A 17,439-nucleotide genomic window follows, 5' to 3' on the forward strand; every position below is an offset into this window, starting at 1 on the left:
GCACGGCGCTTGCGCGCCTTTGCCCACCCTACGAGGCCTGTTCTTACAGCTCCGGTTACGCCATCACCCGCTGCGGCAGCAGCTCCGCGATCTGCACGGCGTTCAGCGCGGCGCCCTTGAGCAGCTGATCGGCCGCCACGAACATCGAGATCGAATGGCCGGAGGGGTCGCTGAGGTCCTTGCGGATGCGGCCGACCAGGACATCGTCCTGGCCCGAGGCGTCGATCGGCATCGGGAAGTAGTTCTTGAGGCGGTCGTCGACGACCTTCACGCCTGGCGCCTGCGCCATGAGGCTGCGGACCTGGTCCTCGGTGATCGGCCTCTCGCATTCGAAGGTGATGGCCTCGCAATGGGCGCGCAGCACCGGCACGCGGACGCAGGTGACGCCGATCGCGATATTCTCGTCCTCGAAGATCTTGCGGGTTTCCTTGATGACCTTGGTCTCTTCGTCGTTGTAGCCGGTCTCGGGGTCGACGGCCGTGTTGTGGTTGAAGAGATTGAACGCGTAGGGGTGCGGCATCACCTTGGGCGTGTAGACCTGCCCGTTGAGATTGGCGCGGGTCGACTCGACGAGCTCGTCCATTGCGGCGGCGCCGGCGCCGGAGGCGGCCTGATAGGTCGAGATGATGACGCGCTTGATGCGGTTCTTCTGATGGATTGGCCAGAGCGGCACCAGCGCGGTGATCGCGGCGCAGTTCGGGTTGGCGATGATGCCCTTGTGGTGGCGGATACGGCCAGCGTTCACTTCGGGGATGACCAGCGGCACGTTCGGATCCATGCGGAAGGCTGAGGAGTTGTCGACGACGACCGCGCCGGCCTTGACCGCGATGGGCGCGAACCTCTTCGAGATGCCGCTGCCGGCGGAGAACAGCGCGATGTCGACGCCCTCGAAGGCGCGTTCGGTCAATTCCTCGATGACGATGTTCTGGCCGCGGAACGATACCGTCTTGCCGGCGGAGCGGGCGCTGGCAAGCGCCTTGAGCTTGCCGACGCGAAAGCCGCGCTTGTCCATGGTGGCGATGAATTCGGCGCCCACCGCACCGGTGACGCCGACAATCGCGACGACGGGATCGTTACTCACTTTGTCCTCCATTGCATTTCGGTTGAGCTGGGATTCAGGCAACAAAAAAGCCCCGGACCATCATGGGCGGGGCTTCGGCAGAGCTTGATGCGTTTTAGTCGACGACTATGCGCGCACGCCTCCCCGGGCCCCGAAGGCCGTGGTGGTTTTGGTCGTGCGTTTGGTGGTCGTGAACATGGCGGGACTTATGCGGGAGAGTTTTGCGTCCGTCAATGGCTTTTGGGCGGGATTTTGGCCTCGTTACTTGCCCCGCACGCCCGGTGGCTCGAGCAGGACCTCCTTGAGATCGTCGCCGCTGATGACGACGATCGCGAAATTGAGCCGGCCGCCCTCGCGCACCAGCCCGCCGCTGATGGCCTTGCCTGATGCCGCCTTCTCGGCGACGCGCACGGCGTCAGCCAGGCGGTGCTTGATGATGCCGAGTGCGGCGAGGTTGCTGCGATCCTCGTTGTCGAGCTCAGTGAGGGGCAGGGCGGCCTCGCCGCCGATGACCTCGCCGGTCGCCGCGTTGATGGTGTACCGCCAGACCCGGTCGTTGTGCAGGGTCTTGACCCGGTAGACGGGCACGCCCGAGCCGCCGTCGAAACTGATATCCGCGGTGGTCGCGCCGGCATGACGGGCTTCCGCGATCGCCATCGCCTGGCTGATCGAGATCGACGAAGAGCGGAAGCGCTCGATTTCGCGGCTGACGGCCTGGCGATCGGTCGCGGCGTCCCCATCTGTCTCGCTGTGGAGGGTGGCGGGCGTAGAGCCCGCCGAGATGGTCGCGCGAACAGGCGCTGCGATGAGCAACCCTGACAGGGCGATCACCAGCAATCCGCATATCCCTGGTCTTGTCGCGCTCATGGTCCAAACCTTCGGCCGGCAGGTCTCGCACCAGCAAGTCTGCCGAATGTTCGTAAAGAAATCGCGGCCGGCCTTGGGCACCGGCCGGCCGCGGAGCGTCGCTAGCGGGCTGTACCCGTCGCGGCGATCTAAGCGGTTCGGTCCTCTTTTGGGGCTGGTGAAAAAAGTGGCCCGCACCGCTCTACAAACAAAACCATACCGTATCGTTTTATTTTGGTCAACGAAGCGACCATCCTCTGCAGGGGACAAATCGCCGGTCTCACGGAAATGTCAGCGGGAGGGGCGGCGCCGTTGCGCGGGCTTCGGTGCGCCCTGGATGCGGTCCGCAGGACCGATCGCGCCGGCCAGGAACAGCTTGATCGCCGCGCGCATGCGCTTCTCGGCGGCCTTGAACTCCATCGGCGTGCCGAACGTCGCCATGCGGTGGGTGTGGCCGACCACAACGTCGAGGAACACTTCGGCCGCGATCGTGGTGTCGTCGACATCGAGCGCGCCTTGCGACACCAGATGGTCGAAGAAGCGGGCGGTGGTCGCGACGGCCTTCAACCAGCCCTCTTCCTTGCCGAGCTTGGCGACGTCAGGGAAGTTGATGGCCTGCGACGTCATCATGCGGCTGAAGGCCATGGCGTCGGGACCGCAGGTGAAATTGAGCATCTCGCGCCCGATCTCGACCAGCCGCTGTTCGACCGGGATATCGGAGGCGCTGCTGAGCTGCGTTTCCGCCGCGGCCGACAGCGGCGCCAGCCAGCGCGCGATCTCGCGGCGGAGAACGGCGGCAAACAGGCCGCGCTTGTCGCCGTAACGGGAATAGACGGTGGGCTTGCTGACCCGCGCGGCCTCGGCCACCGCATCGAGCGAGGTTGCGTCAAAGCCGCGATCGAGGAACAGGCGGGTGGCGACCTCGATCAGCCGCTGATCGCGCTCGATCGCGGCGCTCTTGGTCGGCCGGCCGCCGCGCGATTTCGACACCTCGCGTCGCGCCGTTGCCGTTTTTGCCTTGGTCGCAGTCAATCCCATGCCCAGTGGTTCCTGCGCGTTCCCGACAGTGATCATTGCTCTATAACGCGCAGCAACCAAGGCGTCATGGCGAATCTGGCCGAATTGGCCGTGTCGTCAACGGTCTTCCGCCACCACCGTTCCGCGATGCGGATATCACGGCATCTGCGAGGTCCAGGCCTGGCCGCCGGCCGCTTTCTCGTAGCCGTACTGGTAGAGCGCCCGCATATAGCCGGTGTCGAAGCCTTCCGACGGCGGCGCCGGGTAGTCTCGCTCGATATAGGAGAGATGGAAGCCGAGGTGGTTGCGCTCTGCGAAATCGTAGGTCGACAGGATGATCGCGCGCGTCTGCGATTGCGTGATGGCGGACAGGCTGCGCGAGGCGACGTCGATCGTGCTGTTGGCGACCAGCTCGAAATTGCGCTCGATCTTCTTGTTGACGAGGATGTAGATGTCCATCTTCGCGTTGCCGGGCAGGCGTCCCTGCAACAGCAAGGCCTCGGGCAGCGTCAGCACCGGCGCCGTCACGCCGCCGTCGACATGCATCTCCTGAAACTTGTGACCCTGGCCTTCGGCCTCGATCAGGATGGGCGGAAACACCAGGGGAATACTGGCGGAGGCCGCCATCACGTCACGAAACAGTTTCAGCGCCTCGGGCGTGCCGACCGCGGCGATCTTGCCCATGTCCCAGATCGCGGTGCGCTGGGTGTCGAGATCGGTGGTGACCACCAAGAGCCGCCGGCCCTTGGCGCTCTCGCGCGCGACCTGCGCCATGAGCTCGGGTCCGACATAGCGCGCGACCAGCTCGCGCAGCCGCGTATTGCCGAACAGGCCGGAGCCGAACAGCACGCGGATGATGCTGGGATCGTTCAAGAGGCTCTCGGCGATGCCGCTGGTGTAAAGCTCGCGCAGCGTGTCGTCATATTGCGATCCGAGGAAGGCAAAGGGGGCAATCAGGCCGCCGGTGCTCACCCCTGATACGACGGAGAAGGTCGGACGGTTGCGTGCTGCGCTCCAGCCATTGAGCACACCGACGCCGTAGGCGCCGTCGGCGCCGCCGCCGGAGAGCGCCAGATAGGTTCGGCTTCCGGTCGCCTTGTCCTGCGCGAAGCTGAACTTGGTGATGGGCTCGTCGGCGTAGCGCCTGAGGCCCTCGATATCGAGCACGCGCGAGCTGCTGGCATCGGCCGCCGTGTAGGGCGTGCGGGGGATCGAGGTGCAGGCGGCGAGTGTCAGGCTGCATGCCAGGACCAGGGACCCGATCACGCGCTTGGTCCAGCCGTCAGAGGCGGCGGACATGTCCGTCGAACATGTGGGGAGGGGCATCGGTCGGTGGCTGGCGATCACGCATCTGCGGCCGCAGGCCATGTGCCGCGGCGTTTCGTCCAGCCCCGGCAGTAAAACTACACTGTATCGTTTTGTTCATCAAGCAGCCGGTGTCATCACGTCCGCGTCAACGCCGTGCCAGTCTGGGGCATCGTGCGGGTTGATCGGGCTCGCCCGACACGCAATAAGCACCGCCATGAATCTTCCCGATACCGATCTACCCAATCATTTCGAGCTGCTGGCCACCGATGGCGCTGCGCGCACCGGCCACCTGACCACGCCCCATGGCGTGGTGCGGACGCCTGCTTTCATGCCTGTCGGCACCGCCGGTGCCATGAAGGGCATGCACTGGCGCGAGGTGCGCGATGCCGGCGCCGATATCGTGCTCGGCAACACCTATCATCTGATGCTGCGTCCCGGCGCGGAGCGCATCCACGCGCTCGGCGGATTGCAGCGGTTCACCGGCTGGAACGGGCCGATGCTGACGGATTCCGGCGGCTTCCAGGTGATGTCGCTGGCGGACCTGCGCAAGGTCAGCGAGCACGCCGTCACGTTCCGCTCCCATATCGACGGCGCCAAGGTCGAACTGTCGCCGGAGCGCTCGATCGAGGTGCAGCGCTACCTCGGCTCCGACATTGCGATGCAGATGGACGAATGCGTGCGGCTGCCGGCCGAGCGCGACGACGTCGAGCGCGCGATGCGGCTGTCGCTGCGCTGGGCCGAACGCAGCAAGCGTGCCTTCGAGAGCGCGCCAGACGGCTACATGCTGTTCGGCATCGTCCAGGGCGGCGACGTGCCGGAACTGCGCCATGCGAGCGCGCAAGGCCTGGTCGAGATCGGCTTCCATGGCTATGCGATCGGCGGTCTTGCCGTGGGCGAGCCGCAGGCCGTGATGCTGGCGATGATCGACGAGACGGCGCCGGCGCTGCCGGCCGACCGGCCCCGCTACCTCATGGGCGTCGGCACCCCCGACGACATTCTCGAGGCGGTGAAACGCGGTGTCGACATGTTCGATTGCGTGATGCCGACGCGCAATGGCCGCCACGGTGTCGCCTTCACCCGCTTCGGCCAGGTCAATTTGCGCAACGCCCGCCACGCCGACGATCCGCGTCCGCTCGATGAGGAGAGTGCGTGGCCATCAACGCGCAATTGCGCACGCGCCTATCTGCACCATCTCGTCAAGGCGGGCGAGACGCTGGGGGCGATGCTGCTGTCCGAAATCAATATCGCCTACTACCAGTCCCTGATGCAGGGCATCAGGGACGCGATCGCACGCGGAACATTCGACGAGTTCTATCGGCGTACACGCGAGGACTGGGCGAGGGGCGACATCGCCCCGCGCTAGTTGCACACGATCCGCTGCTTGACGGCATGCTTGGTCACGAAACCGTAGCCGCAATTGTCACAGGTCCAGAGATACGAGATCATGTGATCCGAGACGTAGGCGGACGCTTCAGCGGCGACCATGGAATCGGCGCAGACGGGACAGGTGGGCAACTCGCTACAACGCGGATCACGCCTTGCCGCGACGGTCGACAACACTTCAGCGACTGCTGACATCGTGGTGACCTCCCTGCTTTGAGACCTAAGTCTAACATAAACAGAATCAGTTGACGAGGTCGCAACACGAATGCGTTGATTTTCTGCTAATTAGTGCTCACGCGATTTTGCGATGCAGCGTATTTAACATGTGCCGCATTGTCGCTTGCGTGTCGTAACCAGCTGTCCGTAACTGCGCAAACGCTGCGCGAGAAGCGTAATTGCTGCCACAGGGAGTTCAACATGGACGCATCGTCCGAGAAGGTTGCAAAGATGGGTGCAGCGCACCAACCCGGTCGCGGCCGGATCTACGACTCGATCGTCGAGGCTTTCGGCGACACGCCGATCGTTCGCCTGCGCCGGTTGCCGGGCATGCGCGGCGTCAACGCGACGGTTCTGGCAAAGCTCGAATATTTCAATCCGGCCGCCAGCGTGAAGGACCGTATCGGTGCCGCCATGATCATCGCCATGGAGAAGGCGGGCATCGTCAAGCCCGACACGGTGCTGATCGAGCCGACGTCAGGCAATACCGGCATCGCGCTCGCCTTCGTCGCGGCGTCACGCGGTTACCGTCTAAAGCTGGTGATGCCGGAATCCATGTCGATCGAGCGGCGCAAGATGCTGGCGTTCCTCGGCGCCGAGCTGGTGCTGACGCCGGCGGCGCAGGGCATGAAGGGCGCGATCGCGACCGCCGAAGAGCTGTTGAAGACGACGCCGAACTCGGTGATGCCGCAGCAGTTCAAGAACCTCGCCAATCCGGAGGTGCATCGCCGCACCACGGCGGAAGAGATCTGGAACGACACATCAGGCAATATCGACTACTTCGTCGCCGGCGTCGGCACCGGCGGCACCATCACCGGCGTCGGTCAGGTTCTGAAGCCGCGCAAGCCGTCCTTGCGGGTGGTCGCAGTCGAGCCCGAGGAGAGCCCGGTGCTATCGGGGGGCACCCACACCCCGCACAAGATCCAGGGTATCGGCGCGGGCTTCGTACCCGACATTCTCGACCGCTCCGTGATCGACGAGATCGTGAAGATCAACTCGACGACCGCGATCGAAACGTCGCGCGCGCTGGCGCGGCATGAGGGCATTCCGGGTGGCATTTCCTCCGGTGCCGCGATCGCCGCCGCGCTCGAGATCGGCAAGCGGCCGGAAGCTGCGGGAAAAACCATTTTGGCGGTCGTGCCGTCCTTCTCCGAGCGCTATCTTTCGACGGCTCTGTTTGAAGGAATCTGAGGGATGGCGGATCAACCGAGGCGACCGCGGACATTGGGCGACGCGCGCACTGAAGCCGAGGCGGCGTTCAAGAAGGTGACGGCTAAAGTGGCGGAGCCGCCGCCGAAGAAAAACGTGGCACCCGGGATCAAGGAGCAGGTGACGCTGCGGATCGATCAGGACGTGCTCGAGCATTTCCAGGAAGGCGGCCCCGGCTGGCAGGACCGCATCAACGAGGCGCTGCGCAAGGCGGCGGGGAAGTAAATCTCCGCGGCCCGATACGTCCGTGTAAGGCACGCCTCTTTCCTCGTCATTGCGCGGAGCTCTTACGACGAAGCAATCCAGACTATTGCCGCGGAGGGATTCAGGATTGCTTGGCTCGCAATGGCGAAGTCTGCGGCAGCATTTTCCTTCTGCCTTGACCGAGGAGAGCAAAGAAAAAGCCCGGCGTGAGCCGGGCTCTTGTATTTGCGATCGGGCTTTGCGGCTCAGCGGCGGAACATGCCGCCCATCATGCCGCCGACCACGCCGCCCACGAAGGCCGCACCCGCGTCGCCGCCACCGCTGTTGCGATGCTGAACCGGTGCGCTCTGCGCCTGTGCTGGCGCTGGTGCCGCGCGCCGGGCCGGCTTCGCGCTGTCATCGCTCACGGTCGTCGTCGCGACGATCTCGGACAACAGGGCCTTGTGCTGGAGCTTGTTGAGGAAGCCCGTCGACGGATAGCCGCGGGCGGCCTGCCAGCGCTTGAGCACCGAGCGGGTCTCGTCGCTAAACACACCGGTGACCTTGGTGTCGAAGCCGAGGCCGGTGAGGCGGCGCTGCACGTCTCGGCGCTGACCCTTGTCGAGGCCGATCTGGTCCTCGGTGAGCTGGGTGGCGTCGTCGGTGAAAGTTGCGGGATCGACGCCGGCATTGAGGTTGCGGGTCGTGGTCGACGGACCGTTCTGGATCGCCGCGAGCCGCGCCATTGCCAGCGGCTTGAACTGGCCGTTGGGATAAGCGGAGAGGTAGGCGTTGAGCTCTTCCGGCTTGTTGGATTCCTTCACCGAGCGCCAGAACTCGACTTCAGCCTCGGAGTTGCCGGCCGCTGCGGCTGGCGCGGCGGTTGCCGTCGGCGCCGCGTTGGCAACCTGGGTCGTCGGCGCCTGGTTGAGATAGACCGCGCCGATCAAATTGGTGTGGCCCCACGGCAGCTGGCCCTTGTGGGTCTCTTCATTGACCTGCGCGCGCACGGAGGTCATCGCCTGCTGGATCTCGACGCCGGGCTTGGTGATGTTGTCGATCAGCGCGCGGGTGAACGGGCTGTTGTTGCCCTCCTGGCCGTCGAGCGCGGTCTGGCCCGGGCCGGTGGCGAACGCGATCAGCGTGCCTTCGCCCGACTTCATCTCGGCCAGGCCGCTGCCGACATTGACGCTGCGGGTGGCCGAGTTCGACTTGATCTTGGCGGCGAACGGGTTGTCGCGGCAGGCGTCGAGGAACACCAGCTTGACCTTGGCATCGCCCATGGTCTGGTCGAGCGTCAGGTCGACGTTGATGGCGGCGCCAAGCTTGACATCCATCTCCGACTTGATATCGGCATCGATGGGCAGGAGATAATTGGTGCCGCTGACGGCGATGCCGTGGCCGGCATAATAGAACACTGCGATATCGGAGCCCTGGGCCTTGCGGCCGAAATCGAGCAGCTTCTCGGTCATCTGGTCGCGGGTGAGGTTGGAGCCTTCGATCACCTCGAAGCCGACATTGCGCAGCGTCGATGCCATCGCCTTGGCGTCGATCGGCGGGTTCGGCAATTGCGCGACGTTCTTGTAGGCGCCGTTGCCGACGACAAAGGCGACGCGGCGGTCGGCCTTGGCGGCGCTGACCGACAGCGCCATGCACATCAGCGAAACGATGATGGTGAGAGTGCGCATCTGAAATCCCCAACAGAATCGAATGACAGGCAGCAACAGATTGGTGTCGAACCTACACGAAAGCGCTCGGCCTCGCGCTAGCAAAACGACTGACCCAACCCGCAGCTCTGTGATCGAATGTGCACGATGGAATGCCCCTCCAACGTGATCCAAATCACGCTCGACCACCTGGATTTGTCGCCTCAAGCCGCGCGGTGGTTCACCGGGCGCGGGCGCGAATCGGGGCAGGGCGTTCGTGCCGGGCCCATAAAAAATCGACCCGGCGAGGTCGCCGGGTCGATGGTCGTAGCGGCGGGCCGTCGTCCTATTTCGACAGCGAGATATTGGCGCCGCGGAACTGGCTGTCGGCGCGCATCGTGACGCTCTGCTTGTTGCCGCTCGTTCTCAACGCGATGTTGGCGTTGAATCCGGCGGCAGAGGCGACCACTTCGAAGTTCCCGCCGCCGCCGCGCCCCTGAAGCGAGCCGCTGATATTGCGGCTGGCCTCGGACCAGCTGCCGGTGATGGCACTCCCCTCGGCCTTGACGCTGGCAGCCAGGTTGAACTTGTAGGCGTCGCTGGCACAGGTCAGCGACATCTCCATGGTCGGTCCGATCGGGGCGTATTTGGCCCGGCAGCGGATCCGCTCGGTCGAGCCGTCATCCAGCGTCACCGTGCCGCCGCCGCTCCAGCTGCCCGCCAGCGGTGCGAAGGGACCGGCCTGGGCCTTGCTCTCCGAGCTGGTGGCAACAGCTGTCACTAACAAAACGGCGGCCGCCATGAGCAGCCGCCGATTGAGGACACCAGTTCCGAATTGCTTATTGGCGCGATGCTTCCCACCGCCCGCTGCACGGTATACCTGCAGATGCTCCATTCCACTTCCCCGATCCGGCATTGCCGCTGAGTTGACCGTTGGCATATGCACCATTGATCGAAACTTTCACAAGACCCCCACTGCCGATGGTGCCGGAAACGTTAGCGCCGGGCGCGGTGATCTTGCCGTCGGCGACCGTCAGCATGGAGCTTGCGGTCGGCTCGCAGGAACCGGTCTTGGTCACGATGGTGACGTGCCAATTGCCGTCATAGGGAGTCTGGGCGAAAGCGGGAGCGGCGAGGCTGGCAGTAACAATTGAAGCGGCACAGAACGCCGCAATGCGACCAAAACGCATGAATTCCGTCCTTGAATGTGTCTGATATGCTGACTGTTATTCGGGCCAAATGTGACGGAAATTTGGTGCGATGCAATTGCGAAAATTGTTCCAGTGGAAACAATGGTTTATTTGCGATCTTGGCTCCGATTTTTGAAGCAGAATCAATGCGGCCTCACGTTCATCCTTAACGCGAGAAGCGACTCAGGAAAGACCTCCTAGGAAAGACTTGGCGCTGAGGTCGCGAACTGCTCGTCCTGAGTCTTGGCCGGCAACGCCTTGTGGACCTTGGCGTAGTCGATCACGTCGGCGAGCAGCTTGAGCCCCAGCGGGGCCAGCGCACGCTCCCAGAGCTCGCGAGCGGTCTCGCCCTTCTTCACGAAGCACCAGTCCTGAGCGGCGATGGCGCCGGCGTCCATGCGGTCGGCGAGGTGATAGATGGTGCCGCCGGCGATCGGGTCGCCTTCCTTGATGGTCCATTCCACCGCGGCCTTGCCGCGATGGCGCGGCAGCAGCGAGGGGTGGTAGCCGATCCCGCCGAGCTTGCTGGCTGCGAGCGCGTCCTTGCCAACCCGGGCATGACTGTGGGCGGTGATGATCAGATCGGTGTCGGGGGCAATCTCGGAGGCCACCACCAGCTTGGGATTGGCCTGCACCACCACCTCGATGCCGGCGGCCTTGGCCGTCGCGGCAAGGCGGTCGTCCGCGTCAGCCACCACGACCCGCACGACCCCGACGCCGTGTTCGCGAAGCATGTTCAGGGTGGTCACGCCGAAATGGCGGGAGCCGACGAGGGTAATGCGCATGGGTGTCTGATCCGTCTCGCAACTGCGTCATCCCCCGATAACACGTCCGGGTGCCCTGTCACCACCCGCCCGGCGTTTGCGGGGGTTATCAACAATGCAGGGCAGGACTGATGAACGCGGCGATCGCACCATTGGCCGTTCCGGAGCTTCCATAAGCGCACTGTGACCTTGGGCCGAGCCGCGGCCTTGTCGTTGTCCGCCGCACCGGATCATCAAACGGTAACACGTTCTCAACCCAGTTGTCGTATCGACGAATCCGTCGCGGATTTGTATTGCGTACCGCGACACCAAAAATGTCCCGCCGGCGTGGGTGCGCCGCGCGGGCATTTTTGCCGGGACCGATGTCATGTCGAACGCAATTGCGCAGATCGTGGACGCCTATGTGCGGCTGAAGAACCGCCGTGGCCTCGACGAGCTGATGATGCACAGGCAGCGGCTCGCCGTTGACCTGAAGGGCAGGTCAGGCGCGTACGATTTGAGCCTGCCGATCAGCAAGATCAACGAGGAGATCGCGATCATCGAGGAAGGTCTCAGCCGGCTGAAGGCTGAATCCAACGACATCTGACGCTTTAGTCGCGCCGTCCGCCATCGATCACGGTGAACAGCGGCCGCGCCGGGGTCGGCTCGACCAGCAATTCCTCCACCAGCGCGGTTGCCGCGTCGACATATTTGCGCGTGGGCTTGTCGAGCTCGCGTTTGGCCTCGTCATCGAGCGCGACCTTGGCGGCCTCGACCAGCTTGCGCATCCGCGCCGCGTGGTCGTCGCCTGCCGTCAGCGTCGCGCGCGCCAGCGAGCGCAACACGAACAGCTCGCCTTCGAGGCGAAGCAGGCGGTCGTTGAGCCGGGTGAGGACAGCGTTGAGGTCGGCCATAGTGTGCTGTTCTGGCGTGCTGCTCGTTGCAGGGATCCTGACCCGTCTAACTGTCATCGGTGAACGGAGTGCAAATGCCGAAGGTGCAATTGGTCCGATCAGCCCGGGATCAAGCCGCGGTTCGGGCCAGATAGTCCCGGGCAAACGCAAGATACCAATCAAGGCAGGCCGGATTGGCCATCGCTTCCTTGTTGATGACCTTCTCGACGGGCTGGCCGAGCAGCAGCTTCTTGATCGGCAGCTCCTGCTTCTTGCCCGACAGCGTGCGCGGGATCTCGGCGACGGCAAAGATCTCATTCGGCAGGAAGCGGCGTGACAGGCGGGCCTCGATCGCCTTGTTGATCTTCGCCTGCATTGCGCCATCCAAGGCGACACCCTCGCGCAGCACGACGAACAGCGGCATGTAGCTGTCGCGGCCGAGATATTCGAGGTCGACGACGAGGCTGTCGAGCACCTCCGGCAGCGCCTCGATGGCGGAATAGAGCTCGCTGGTGCCCATGCGCAGCCCGTGCCGGTTGATCGTCGCATCGCTGCGGCCGTAGATCACGCAGGAGCCATCCGGATTGATCTTGAGCCAGTCGCCGTGCCGCCACACCGGGCCGCGGCCGCTGCCGTCGAAATTGTCGGGATAGGTCTCGAAATAGCTGGCGAGATAGCGCGCGTTGCCCTTGTCGTTCCAGAAATAGAGCGGCATCGACGGCATCGGCTCGGTGCAGACGAGCTCGCCGACCTCGCCCGTCACGGCGCGGCCCTGTTCGCTGAAGGCTTCCACGGCCGCGCCGAGCAGGCGGCATTGCATCGCACCCGGCGTCTGCGGCAATTCCCTGTTGCCGCCGATGAAGGCGCCGGCGAAATCGGTGCCGCCGGAGATGTTCGCCCACCAGATGTCGGCCTGCGCCTTGCTGCCGTTGAACTTCGACAGCGCAGCGAAGCGCGCGTTGAACCAGGCCTGGGTGTCGGCGCTGAGCGGCGAGCCGGTCGAGCCGAGGCAGCGCAGGCGGGAGAGATCGCCCGCGGCCGTAAGGTCGATCTCCGCCTTGGCACAGTTGGCGAAGAACGCCGCGCCAGCGCCGAAGAAGGTCGCTTTCGATTGCGCCACGAAGCGCCACAACGTGGACCAGTCGGGCTTGTCCCTGGGGCCGCCGGGGCTGCCGTCGAAGATGCAGCAGGTGGTGCCGCTGAGCAGGCCGCCGACCTGCGAATTCCACATGATCCAGCCGGTCGACGAGTACCAGTGATAGCGCTCGCCGAACGAGTTCTCGTGATAGGAACAGCCGATGTCGTTGTGCAAGCCCAGGAGCGCCAGCACCACGATGACGATGCCGCCATGGCCGTGCACGATCGGCTTCGGCAGGCCGGTGGTGCCGCTGGAATAGACGATCCAGAGCGGATGATCGAATGGCAGCCATATCGGCTCGAAGGCGTCGACCGCCGTGCCCGTCCTTGCGGTGATGTCGGAGAGCAGGGCGTCCGGTGCGGCGGACGCTTCGCTGTGCAGGATCACATGCTCGACCGTCGGCAGCGAGCGGCGCAACTCGGCGACGACGTCCTTGCGGTCATGCCTGCGCCCGGCATAGGTGACGGCGTCACAGGCGATCAGCACTCTTGGCTCGATCTGCTTGAAGCGGTCGATCACGGCGGGCGCCGCCATGTCGGGCGCGCAGAGGCTCCAGACCGCGCCGATGCTGGCACTCGCGAGAAACGCGATGATGGTCTCGGCAATGTTGGGAAGGTAAGCCGCGATGCGGTCGCCGGGCTTGATCCCCTTGTCCTTCAGATGCAGCGCCAGTGCGGCCGCTTTGCGCTTGAGCTCCGGCCAGCTGGTTTCCGTGAGCTTGCCGTCCTCGCCGCTGGAGACGATCGCGGGCTGGCCGGCGCCATGCGCGGCGTCCACATGCCGGAACACCTGCCGCGCATAGTTCACCTGCGCGCCGGGAAACCACACCGCACCGGGCATCTTGCGCTCGGTGATGACGGCCGCGAACGGCGTAGGCGATTGCAGGTCGTAATAGTCCCAGATGCTGCGCCAGAACGCATCGAGATCCCGCACCGACCATTGGCGCATCGCCTCGTAGTCAGCGAAGGTGAGGCCACGCTGCTTGGCAAGCCAGTTGCGATAAAGGGCGATCTGCGGGACGAAAGGAGCGGTCATTGCATATCGGCTTCGGTTGCGGAGAGGGCGAACTTATCCGGTGTCGCCCTTCAGCAAAAGCCGCGCATCGTCCGCCGAATGGCAGGCATGACTCGACCGCGCCCTTTCGGTCAGCTCCGATACCGCACCCAGCGTTGATCTACGTCAACGATGCCCATGCACCACGACGCACCTTGCGTCCAGCTGGGCTGGGGCGGCAGACATCACCATCCACGTGTGCAATGAGGGAGGATCACGATGCACCGGAGCAAGCGTCGTTCGATGAAGTCAGTAGCGGTCGCAGCGCTTGCGGCTGCCGGTCTGCTGGTTACGGCGGGGGTGACCCTCAGTCCGACACCAGCGAAGGCCGTGGTCTATTGCCAGTACATCGATTATCCGCCGTCCTGCGTCGCACGCGCCGGCGTGGTGCTGCGGCCACGTCCGGTCGCGCGTGCCGCGGTTCGGGCCGGCACCGTGAGCCGGACCAATCTGAATGGCGGCGTCAACCGCGTCGGCGTGCGCCGGTAAGCGATCTGCCGACGCTACCACTGCACGCCGGCCCAGCGCCGGCCGAACACGGCCGGCTTGGACTTCACGGCCTGCCAGCCGAAGAAATGGTGCTTGCCGGACCAGGCGTGTACCACGCCGCTGCAGATGCTGCATTTGAACTGGCCAGCGTGTGGCTCGGCATGCTCCTCCCGGGTCGCGGTGTAGTTCATGCCGCAACCGGGGCAGGTGAATTCTTCGATCGTCCAGATTGTATTGGCCATTGCACCGCGAGTGTTTTTGGGACCTTGCGGCGAGGATAGGCGCGAGCCTTTGCATCGGCGTAAATTGGTCGGCTGAAATCCGGTTAAATGCCGTTAGGCAATGCGGGCACACGTGGCGGATCTTGCCGGATTTCCCGGATCTGGCGGACCCCGGCGGCTCGAGCCCGTCTCCGGCCGGCTTGACGCCCGGCCCGGGGCTCGCAATAACCCGGGGCCGCGCAAGCGCCGGAGCTGCGTTGATGCCGCAAGGAAAGCCGTGCCTGTGAAAAGTCTGCGTCAGCTCCTGACGGGCGAGGACGTCATCCAGCTGGTGATCCGGCTCGGCCTGTTGGCGCTGTTGATCGTCTGGACATTCCTGATCATCCGGCCGTTCGTGCCGATCCTGGCCTGGAGCGGCGTGCTCGCGGTCGCATTCTATCCGGCCTTCAACTGGCTGGCCAAAGTGCTTGGCGGCCGGCCCAAGACCGCAGCCGCCATCCTCACCTTGGTGACGCTCGGCATCGTCCTTGGCCCGGCGACTTGGCTCGGCGTGAGTGCCGTCGACGGGGGCAGGGAGCTGGCGCATCAGCTCGGCACCGGTGACCTCGCGCTGCAATCCGCTCCGGAACAGATCAAGTCATGGCCGCTGATCGGCCCGACATTGTTCGAGCTGTGGGACCAGGCCTACACCAACATCCGCGCGGTGCTGCGCGAGGTGGCGCCCTATCTCCAGCCGCTGGCGGGACCGCTGCTGACGCTCGCTGGCGATGCCAGCCTTGGCACGCTCCAATTCCTGGTCTCGGTGTTCGTGGCCGGCTTCCTGTTTCCGCACGGGCCGCGGCTGGTTGCCGCCGGGCGCGGCTTCCTGTCGCGCATCGTGCCCGAGCAGAGCGAGCATTTCCTCACGCTTGGCGGCGCCACCATCCGTGCGGTGGCGCAAGGCGTGATCGGCGTTGCCATCGTGCAGGCGCTGCTGGCCGGCATCGGCTTCAAGCTCGCGGCCGTGCCGAGTGCGGGCTTGCTGGCCTTTCTCGTGCTGCTGTTGTCGATCGTGCAGATCGGCGCCTTCCTCGTGCTGCTGCCTGTCATCATCTGGATATGGACAGCCAAGGACGTGACCACGGCGCTGGTGCTCACCGTGTTCTTCGTCGTCGTCGGCTTCATCGACACCATGCTGAAGCCGCTCGTCATGGGACGCGGCCTCAACACGCCGACCATCGTAATCTTCGTCGGCGTGATCGGCGGCACACTGGCCCATGGCATTGTCGGCCTGTTCATCGGGCCGATCATCCTGTCGGTGGCGTGGGAGATGGCGGCGGCGTGGATCGGGAGCGAGACGGGGGAGCGGACGGCTGCATCACCCGCTTCCGACGAGATCCGATAGCGCCTTAGGCGCTGACCAAGCGCCTTCGCAGAGTGTGGACAATTGGGGATGGCGGTGGCCTTCAGGGCGGCCGTGTAACTTGTCTAATGAATTAGACAAGTTACGATGGCCGCAGATTCTTTTTCGGTTTGCGACAGGAATGGCGAAGTCTTCCAAGCTGGTCGCCGCCAAGCGCGGCAAGGTCTTGTTGGTCAGGAGACGGTCGGACGGCCTCTGGATGTTCCCGGGCGGCCGCAAGCGTGCGCGCGAAACCGAGAAGGCCTGCCTGCGGCGCGAGATCAAGGAAGAGCTGCCGAAGCTGAAACTCGGCCGGATCAGCCTCTGGAAAGAGGTGAAAGCCAAGAACAAGCGTTCCGGCCGCAAGATGAGCGACGCGATCTTCATCGCCAAGAGCGCCAAGGGTCGCCTTGCGATCGGCGACAAGAAGGAGATCGACCGTGCCGCCTGGCAGAAGCCGCGCGGCATCCGCCTGACCGCGACCTCGCGCTACATCAGGGATCGCCTGTTTCCGCGGAAGTCGCGCCGGAGCTAGCCGCGAGGGGGGCGACAACCGTGGGCGTGGCAGCCAGGCGTGTGACAAAGAGTCCGACCGGGCGCGCATCGGGTGTGAACCAGTTCACAAGCCGCCACGGAGAGGGCTGCTATAGAGGTGTCATTGCCTTACTTATTTATAGTCTCTGAAATTTATAGTCTTTGAAGCACCCCAGTGTCCCCAAGCACTGGGGTTTTTCGCATCCAGCCCACTGTTGCTGCTGCCGCAGCGCCGGGATCTGGATCGAGGCAACGTCGGCGGCCGAGCAGGCGCTACTCCGATCTTCCCAGCACCCGAGACCGTCCCGCCGATGACGACCTCGACCGAGGAGCCACACGCGGTTCTGCCGGCGCCGCGATCCTGATCGCCTCGGCTTCGCGCTGCTCTCTGCGCGCCTGCCTTGCGCTTTGCATCGCGCGCTTGATGAACGGATGTTGAGCGTCGTCAGCGAAGAACAGCACGACCTCGCAACAGGGACATTGCCTTGAATAGCCGTCCTGCAGCCGTCCCGCGCGATCGCGAAACATTGTCTTGCAACGCGTGCACTGGATCTGGACGAAACTCATGCGCCGGCGACAATGATGATGGAAATCGGCAGCCACGGTGAGCCGAACATCTGAAGAAACCATCAACGCCGGCTGCCGCTTTGTCTCGCCAGCGTGCAATCCCGTGCGAGGCGCTATTGCTTCGCCACCTGCCCATCCAGGCAGTGAATGAGAAAGTCGGTCCGGTCTCGCGGCAACACCTTCACCAGATCCGCCTTCTGCGCGCATTCGCGCTGGCGGATCTGCTCGGCGCGGCGCTTTTCGGCCGCCTCGCGGTATTCCGGCGCCACCTTGCTGGGATCGACGAGGGCTTGTGAGTGGGCAGACGACGTGGAGAGCAGCGCTAGGACTGCGACAGCACTAATGACCTGTTTCAAATGGGC

Annotated in this window: 20 protein-coding genes; 7 read left to right on the top strand and 13 right to left on the bottom strand. The window is 64.5% G+C overall.

Going from position 1 to position 17,439, the window contains the following annotated elements:
* Positions 1–55: 55 nt before the first annotated feature.
* From ACNJX9_RS20965 to ACNJX9_RS20980, 4 genes are all read right to left on the bottom strand, one after another.
* Positions 56–1,093: an aspartate-semialdehyde dehydrogenase gene (locus ACNJX9_RS20965; protein WP_439404014.1), complete on the bottom strand. Its 1,038-nt coding sequence runs from the start codon at positions 1,091–1,093 to the stop codon at positions 56–58.
* 228 nt (positions 1,094–1,321) lie between these two features.
* A complete protein-coding gene (locus ACNJX9_RS20970) occupies positions 1,322–1,927 on the bottom strand; it encodes a PepSY domain-containing protein (RefSeq protein ID WP_439404015.1) in 606 nt (201 codons plus the stop codon).
* 270 nt (positions 1,928–2,197) lie between these two features.
* Entirely contained in the window at positions 2,198–2,944 is a 747-nt protein-coding gene (locus ACNJX9_RS20975; protein WP_439404016.1) for a TetR/AcrR family transcriptional regulator, read from the bottom strand.
* 135 nt (positions 2,945–3,079) lie between these two features.
* A complete protein-coding gene (locus ACNJX9_RS20980) occupies positions 3,080–4,222 on the bottom strand; it encodes a patatin-like phospholipase family protein (RefSeq protein ID WP_439404017.1) in 1,143 nt (380 codons plus the stop codon).
* 223 nt (positions 4,223–4,445) lie between these two features.
* Here ACNJX9_RS20980 and tgt point away from each other — a divergent pair, with 223 nt between their 5' ends.
* A complete protein-coding gene (gene tgt / locus ACNJX9_RS20985; protein ID WP_439404018.1) occupies positions 4,446–5,594 on the top strand; it encodes a tRNA guanosine(34) transglycosylase Tgt in 1,149 nt (382 codons plus the stop codon).
* Here tgt and ACNJX9_RS20990 read toward each other — a convergent pair.
* Positions 5,591–5,809, bottom strand: a complete 219-nt coding sequence (locus ACNJX9_RS20990) for a hypothetical protein (protein WP_057755648.1) — start codon at positions 5,807–5,809, stop codon at positions 5,591–5,593. The two genes, tgt and ACNJX9_RS20990, sit on opposite strands and share 4 nt — an antisense overlap.
* Positions 5,810–6,031: 222 nt before the next feature.
* Between ACNJX9_RS20990 and cysK the strand changes: the two genes are divergently transcribed.
* A complete protein-coding gene (cysK, locus tag ACNJX9_RS20995) occupies positions 6,032–7,021 on the top strand; it encodes a cysteine synthase A (RefSeq protein WP_057755647.1) in 990 nt (329 codons plus the stop codon).
* A 3-nt stretch (positions 7,022–7,024) separates the two neighbouring features.
* Positions 7,025–7,264, top strand: a complete 240-nt coding sequence (locus tag ACNJX9_RS21000; RefSeq protein WP_057755646.1) for a BrnA antitoxin family protein — start codon at positions 7,025–7,027, stop codon at positions 7,262–7,264.
* A 224-nt stretch (positions 7,265–7,488) separates the two neighbouring features.
* Here ACNJX9_RS21000 and ACNJX9_RS21005 read toward each other — a convergent pair whose 3' ends face one another.
* The 4 genes from ACNJX9_RS21005 to ACNJX9_RS21020 all read right to left on the bottom strand — a co-directional run bounded on the left by ACNJX9_RS21005 (position 7,489) and on the right by ACNJX9_RS21020 (position 10,843).
* A complete protein-coding gene (locus ACNJX9_RS21005; protein ID WP_439404019.1) occupies positions 7,489–8,910 on the bottom strand; it encodes a caspase family protein in 1,422 nt (473 codons plus the stop codon).
* A gap of 304 nt (positions 8,911–9,214) precedes the next feature.
* Positions 9,215–9,763 (bottom strand): hypothetical protein, encoded by a 549-nt coding sequence (locus ACNJX9_RS21010; protein ID WP_220004318.1) that lies wholly within the window; start codon positions 9,761–9,763, stop codon positions 9,215–9,217.
* Positions 9,708–10,058 (bottom strand): hypothetical protein, encoded by a 351-nt coding sequence (locus ACNJX9_RS21015; protein ID WP_083514634.1) that lies wholly within the window; start codon positions 10,056–10,058, stop codon positions 9,708–9,710. The genes ACNJX9_RS21010 and ACNJX9_RS21015 overlap by 56 nt, the downstream gene beginning before the upstream one ends.
* A gap of 197 nt (positions 10,059–10,255) precedes the next feature.
* On the bottom strand, positions 10,256–10,843 hold the full coding sequence (locus ACNJX9_RS21020; protein WP_057755630.1) for a formyltransferase family protein: 588 nt from the start codon (positions 10,841–10,843) through the stop codon (positions 10,256–10,258).
* 346 nt (positions 10,844–11,189) lie between these two features.
* Between ACNJX9_RS21020 and ACNJX9_RS21025 the strand changes: the two genes are divergently transcribed.
* On the top strand, positions 11,190–11,408 hold the full coding sequence (locus ACNJX9_RS21025) for a hypothetical protein (RefSeq protein WP_057756704.1): 219 nt from the start codon (positions 11,190–11,192) through the stop codon (positions 11,406–11,408).
* A 4-nt stretch (positions 11,409–11,412) separates the two neighbouring features.
* On the opposite strand, the gene ACNJX9_RS21030 is transcribed toward ACNJX9_RS21025, so the two are convergent.
* Both ACNJX9_RS21030 and ACNJX9_RS21035 read right to left on the bottom strand, forming a co-directional pair.
* Positions 11,413–11,715 (bottom strand): hypothetical protein, encoded by a 303-nt coding sequence (locus ACNJX9_RS21030; protein ID WP_011087444.1) that lies wholly within the window; start codon positions 11,713–11,715, stop codon positions 11,413–11,415.
* Between the two features lie 109 nt (positions 11,716–11,824).
* The gene (locus ACNJX9_RS21035; protein ID WP_439404020.1) at positions 11,825–13,867 is read right to left on the bottom strand and encodes an acetoacetate--CoA ligase; all 2,043 of its coding nucleotides are present in this window, start codon (positions 13,865–13,867) and stop codon (positions 11,825–11,827) included.
* A 237-nt stretch (positions 13,868–14,104) separates the two neighbouring features.
* On the opposite strand from ACNJX9_RS21035, the gene ACNJX9_RS21040 reads away from it, so the two are divergent.
* The gene (locus ACNJX9_RS21040; protein WP_439404021.1) at positions 14,105–14,374 is read left to right on the top strand and encodes a hypothetical protein; all 270 of its coding nucleotides are present in this window, start codon (positions 14,105–14,107) and stop codon (positions 14,372–14,374) included.
* Between the two features lie 14 nt (positions 14,375–14,388).
* On the opposite strand, the gene ACNJX9_RS21045 is transcribed toward ACNJX9_RS21040, so the two are convergent.
* On the bottom strand, positions 14,389–14,616 hold the full coding sequence (locus tag ACNJX9_RS21045; RefSeq protein WP_057755627.1) for a hypothetical protein: 228 nt from the start codon (positions 14,614–14,616) through the stop codon (positions 14,389–14,391).
* A 256-nt stretch (positions 14,617–14,872) separates the two neighbouring features.
* Between ACNJX9_RS21045 and ACNJX9_RS21050 the strand changes: the two genes are divergently transcribed.
* The gene (locus ACNJX9_RS21050) at positions 14,873–15,979 is read left to right on the top strand and encodes an AI-2E family transporter (protein ID WP_439404022.1); all 1,107 of its coding nucleotides are present in this window, start codon (positions 14,873–14,875) and stop codon (positions 15,977–15,979) included.
* Positions 15,980–16,118: 139 nt separating this feature from the next.
* Positions 16,119–16,511 carry an NUDIX hydrolase gene (locus tag ACNJX9_RS21055; RefSeq protein WP_057755621.1) on the top strand — a complete coding sequence of 131 codons (393 nt, stop codon included), beginning with the start codon at positions 16,119–16,121 and terminating at the stop codon, positions 16,509–16,511.
* 679 nt (positions 16,512–17,190) lie between these two features.
* On the opposite strand, the gene ACNJX9_RS21060 is transcribed toward ACNJX9_RS21055, so the two are convergent.
* A complete protein-coding gene (locus tag ACNJX9_RS21060) occupies positions 17,191–17,433 on the bottom strand; it encodes a hypothetical protein (protein ID WP_057755607.1) in 243 nt (80 codons plus the stop codon).
* Between the last annotated feature and the right edge of the window lie 6 nt (positions 17,434–17,439).

Origin of the sequence: Bradyrhizobium sp. BLXBL-03 (genome assembly GCF_051853015.1) — a bacterium.
Lineage (GTDB): Bacteria > Pseudomonadota > Alphaproteobacteria > Rhizobiales > Xanthobacteraceae > Bradyrhizobium > Bradyrhizobium manausense.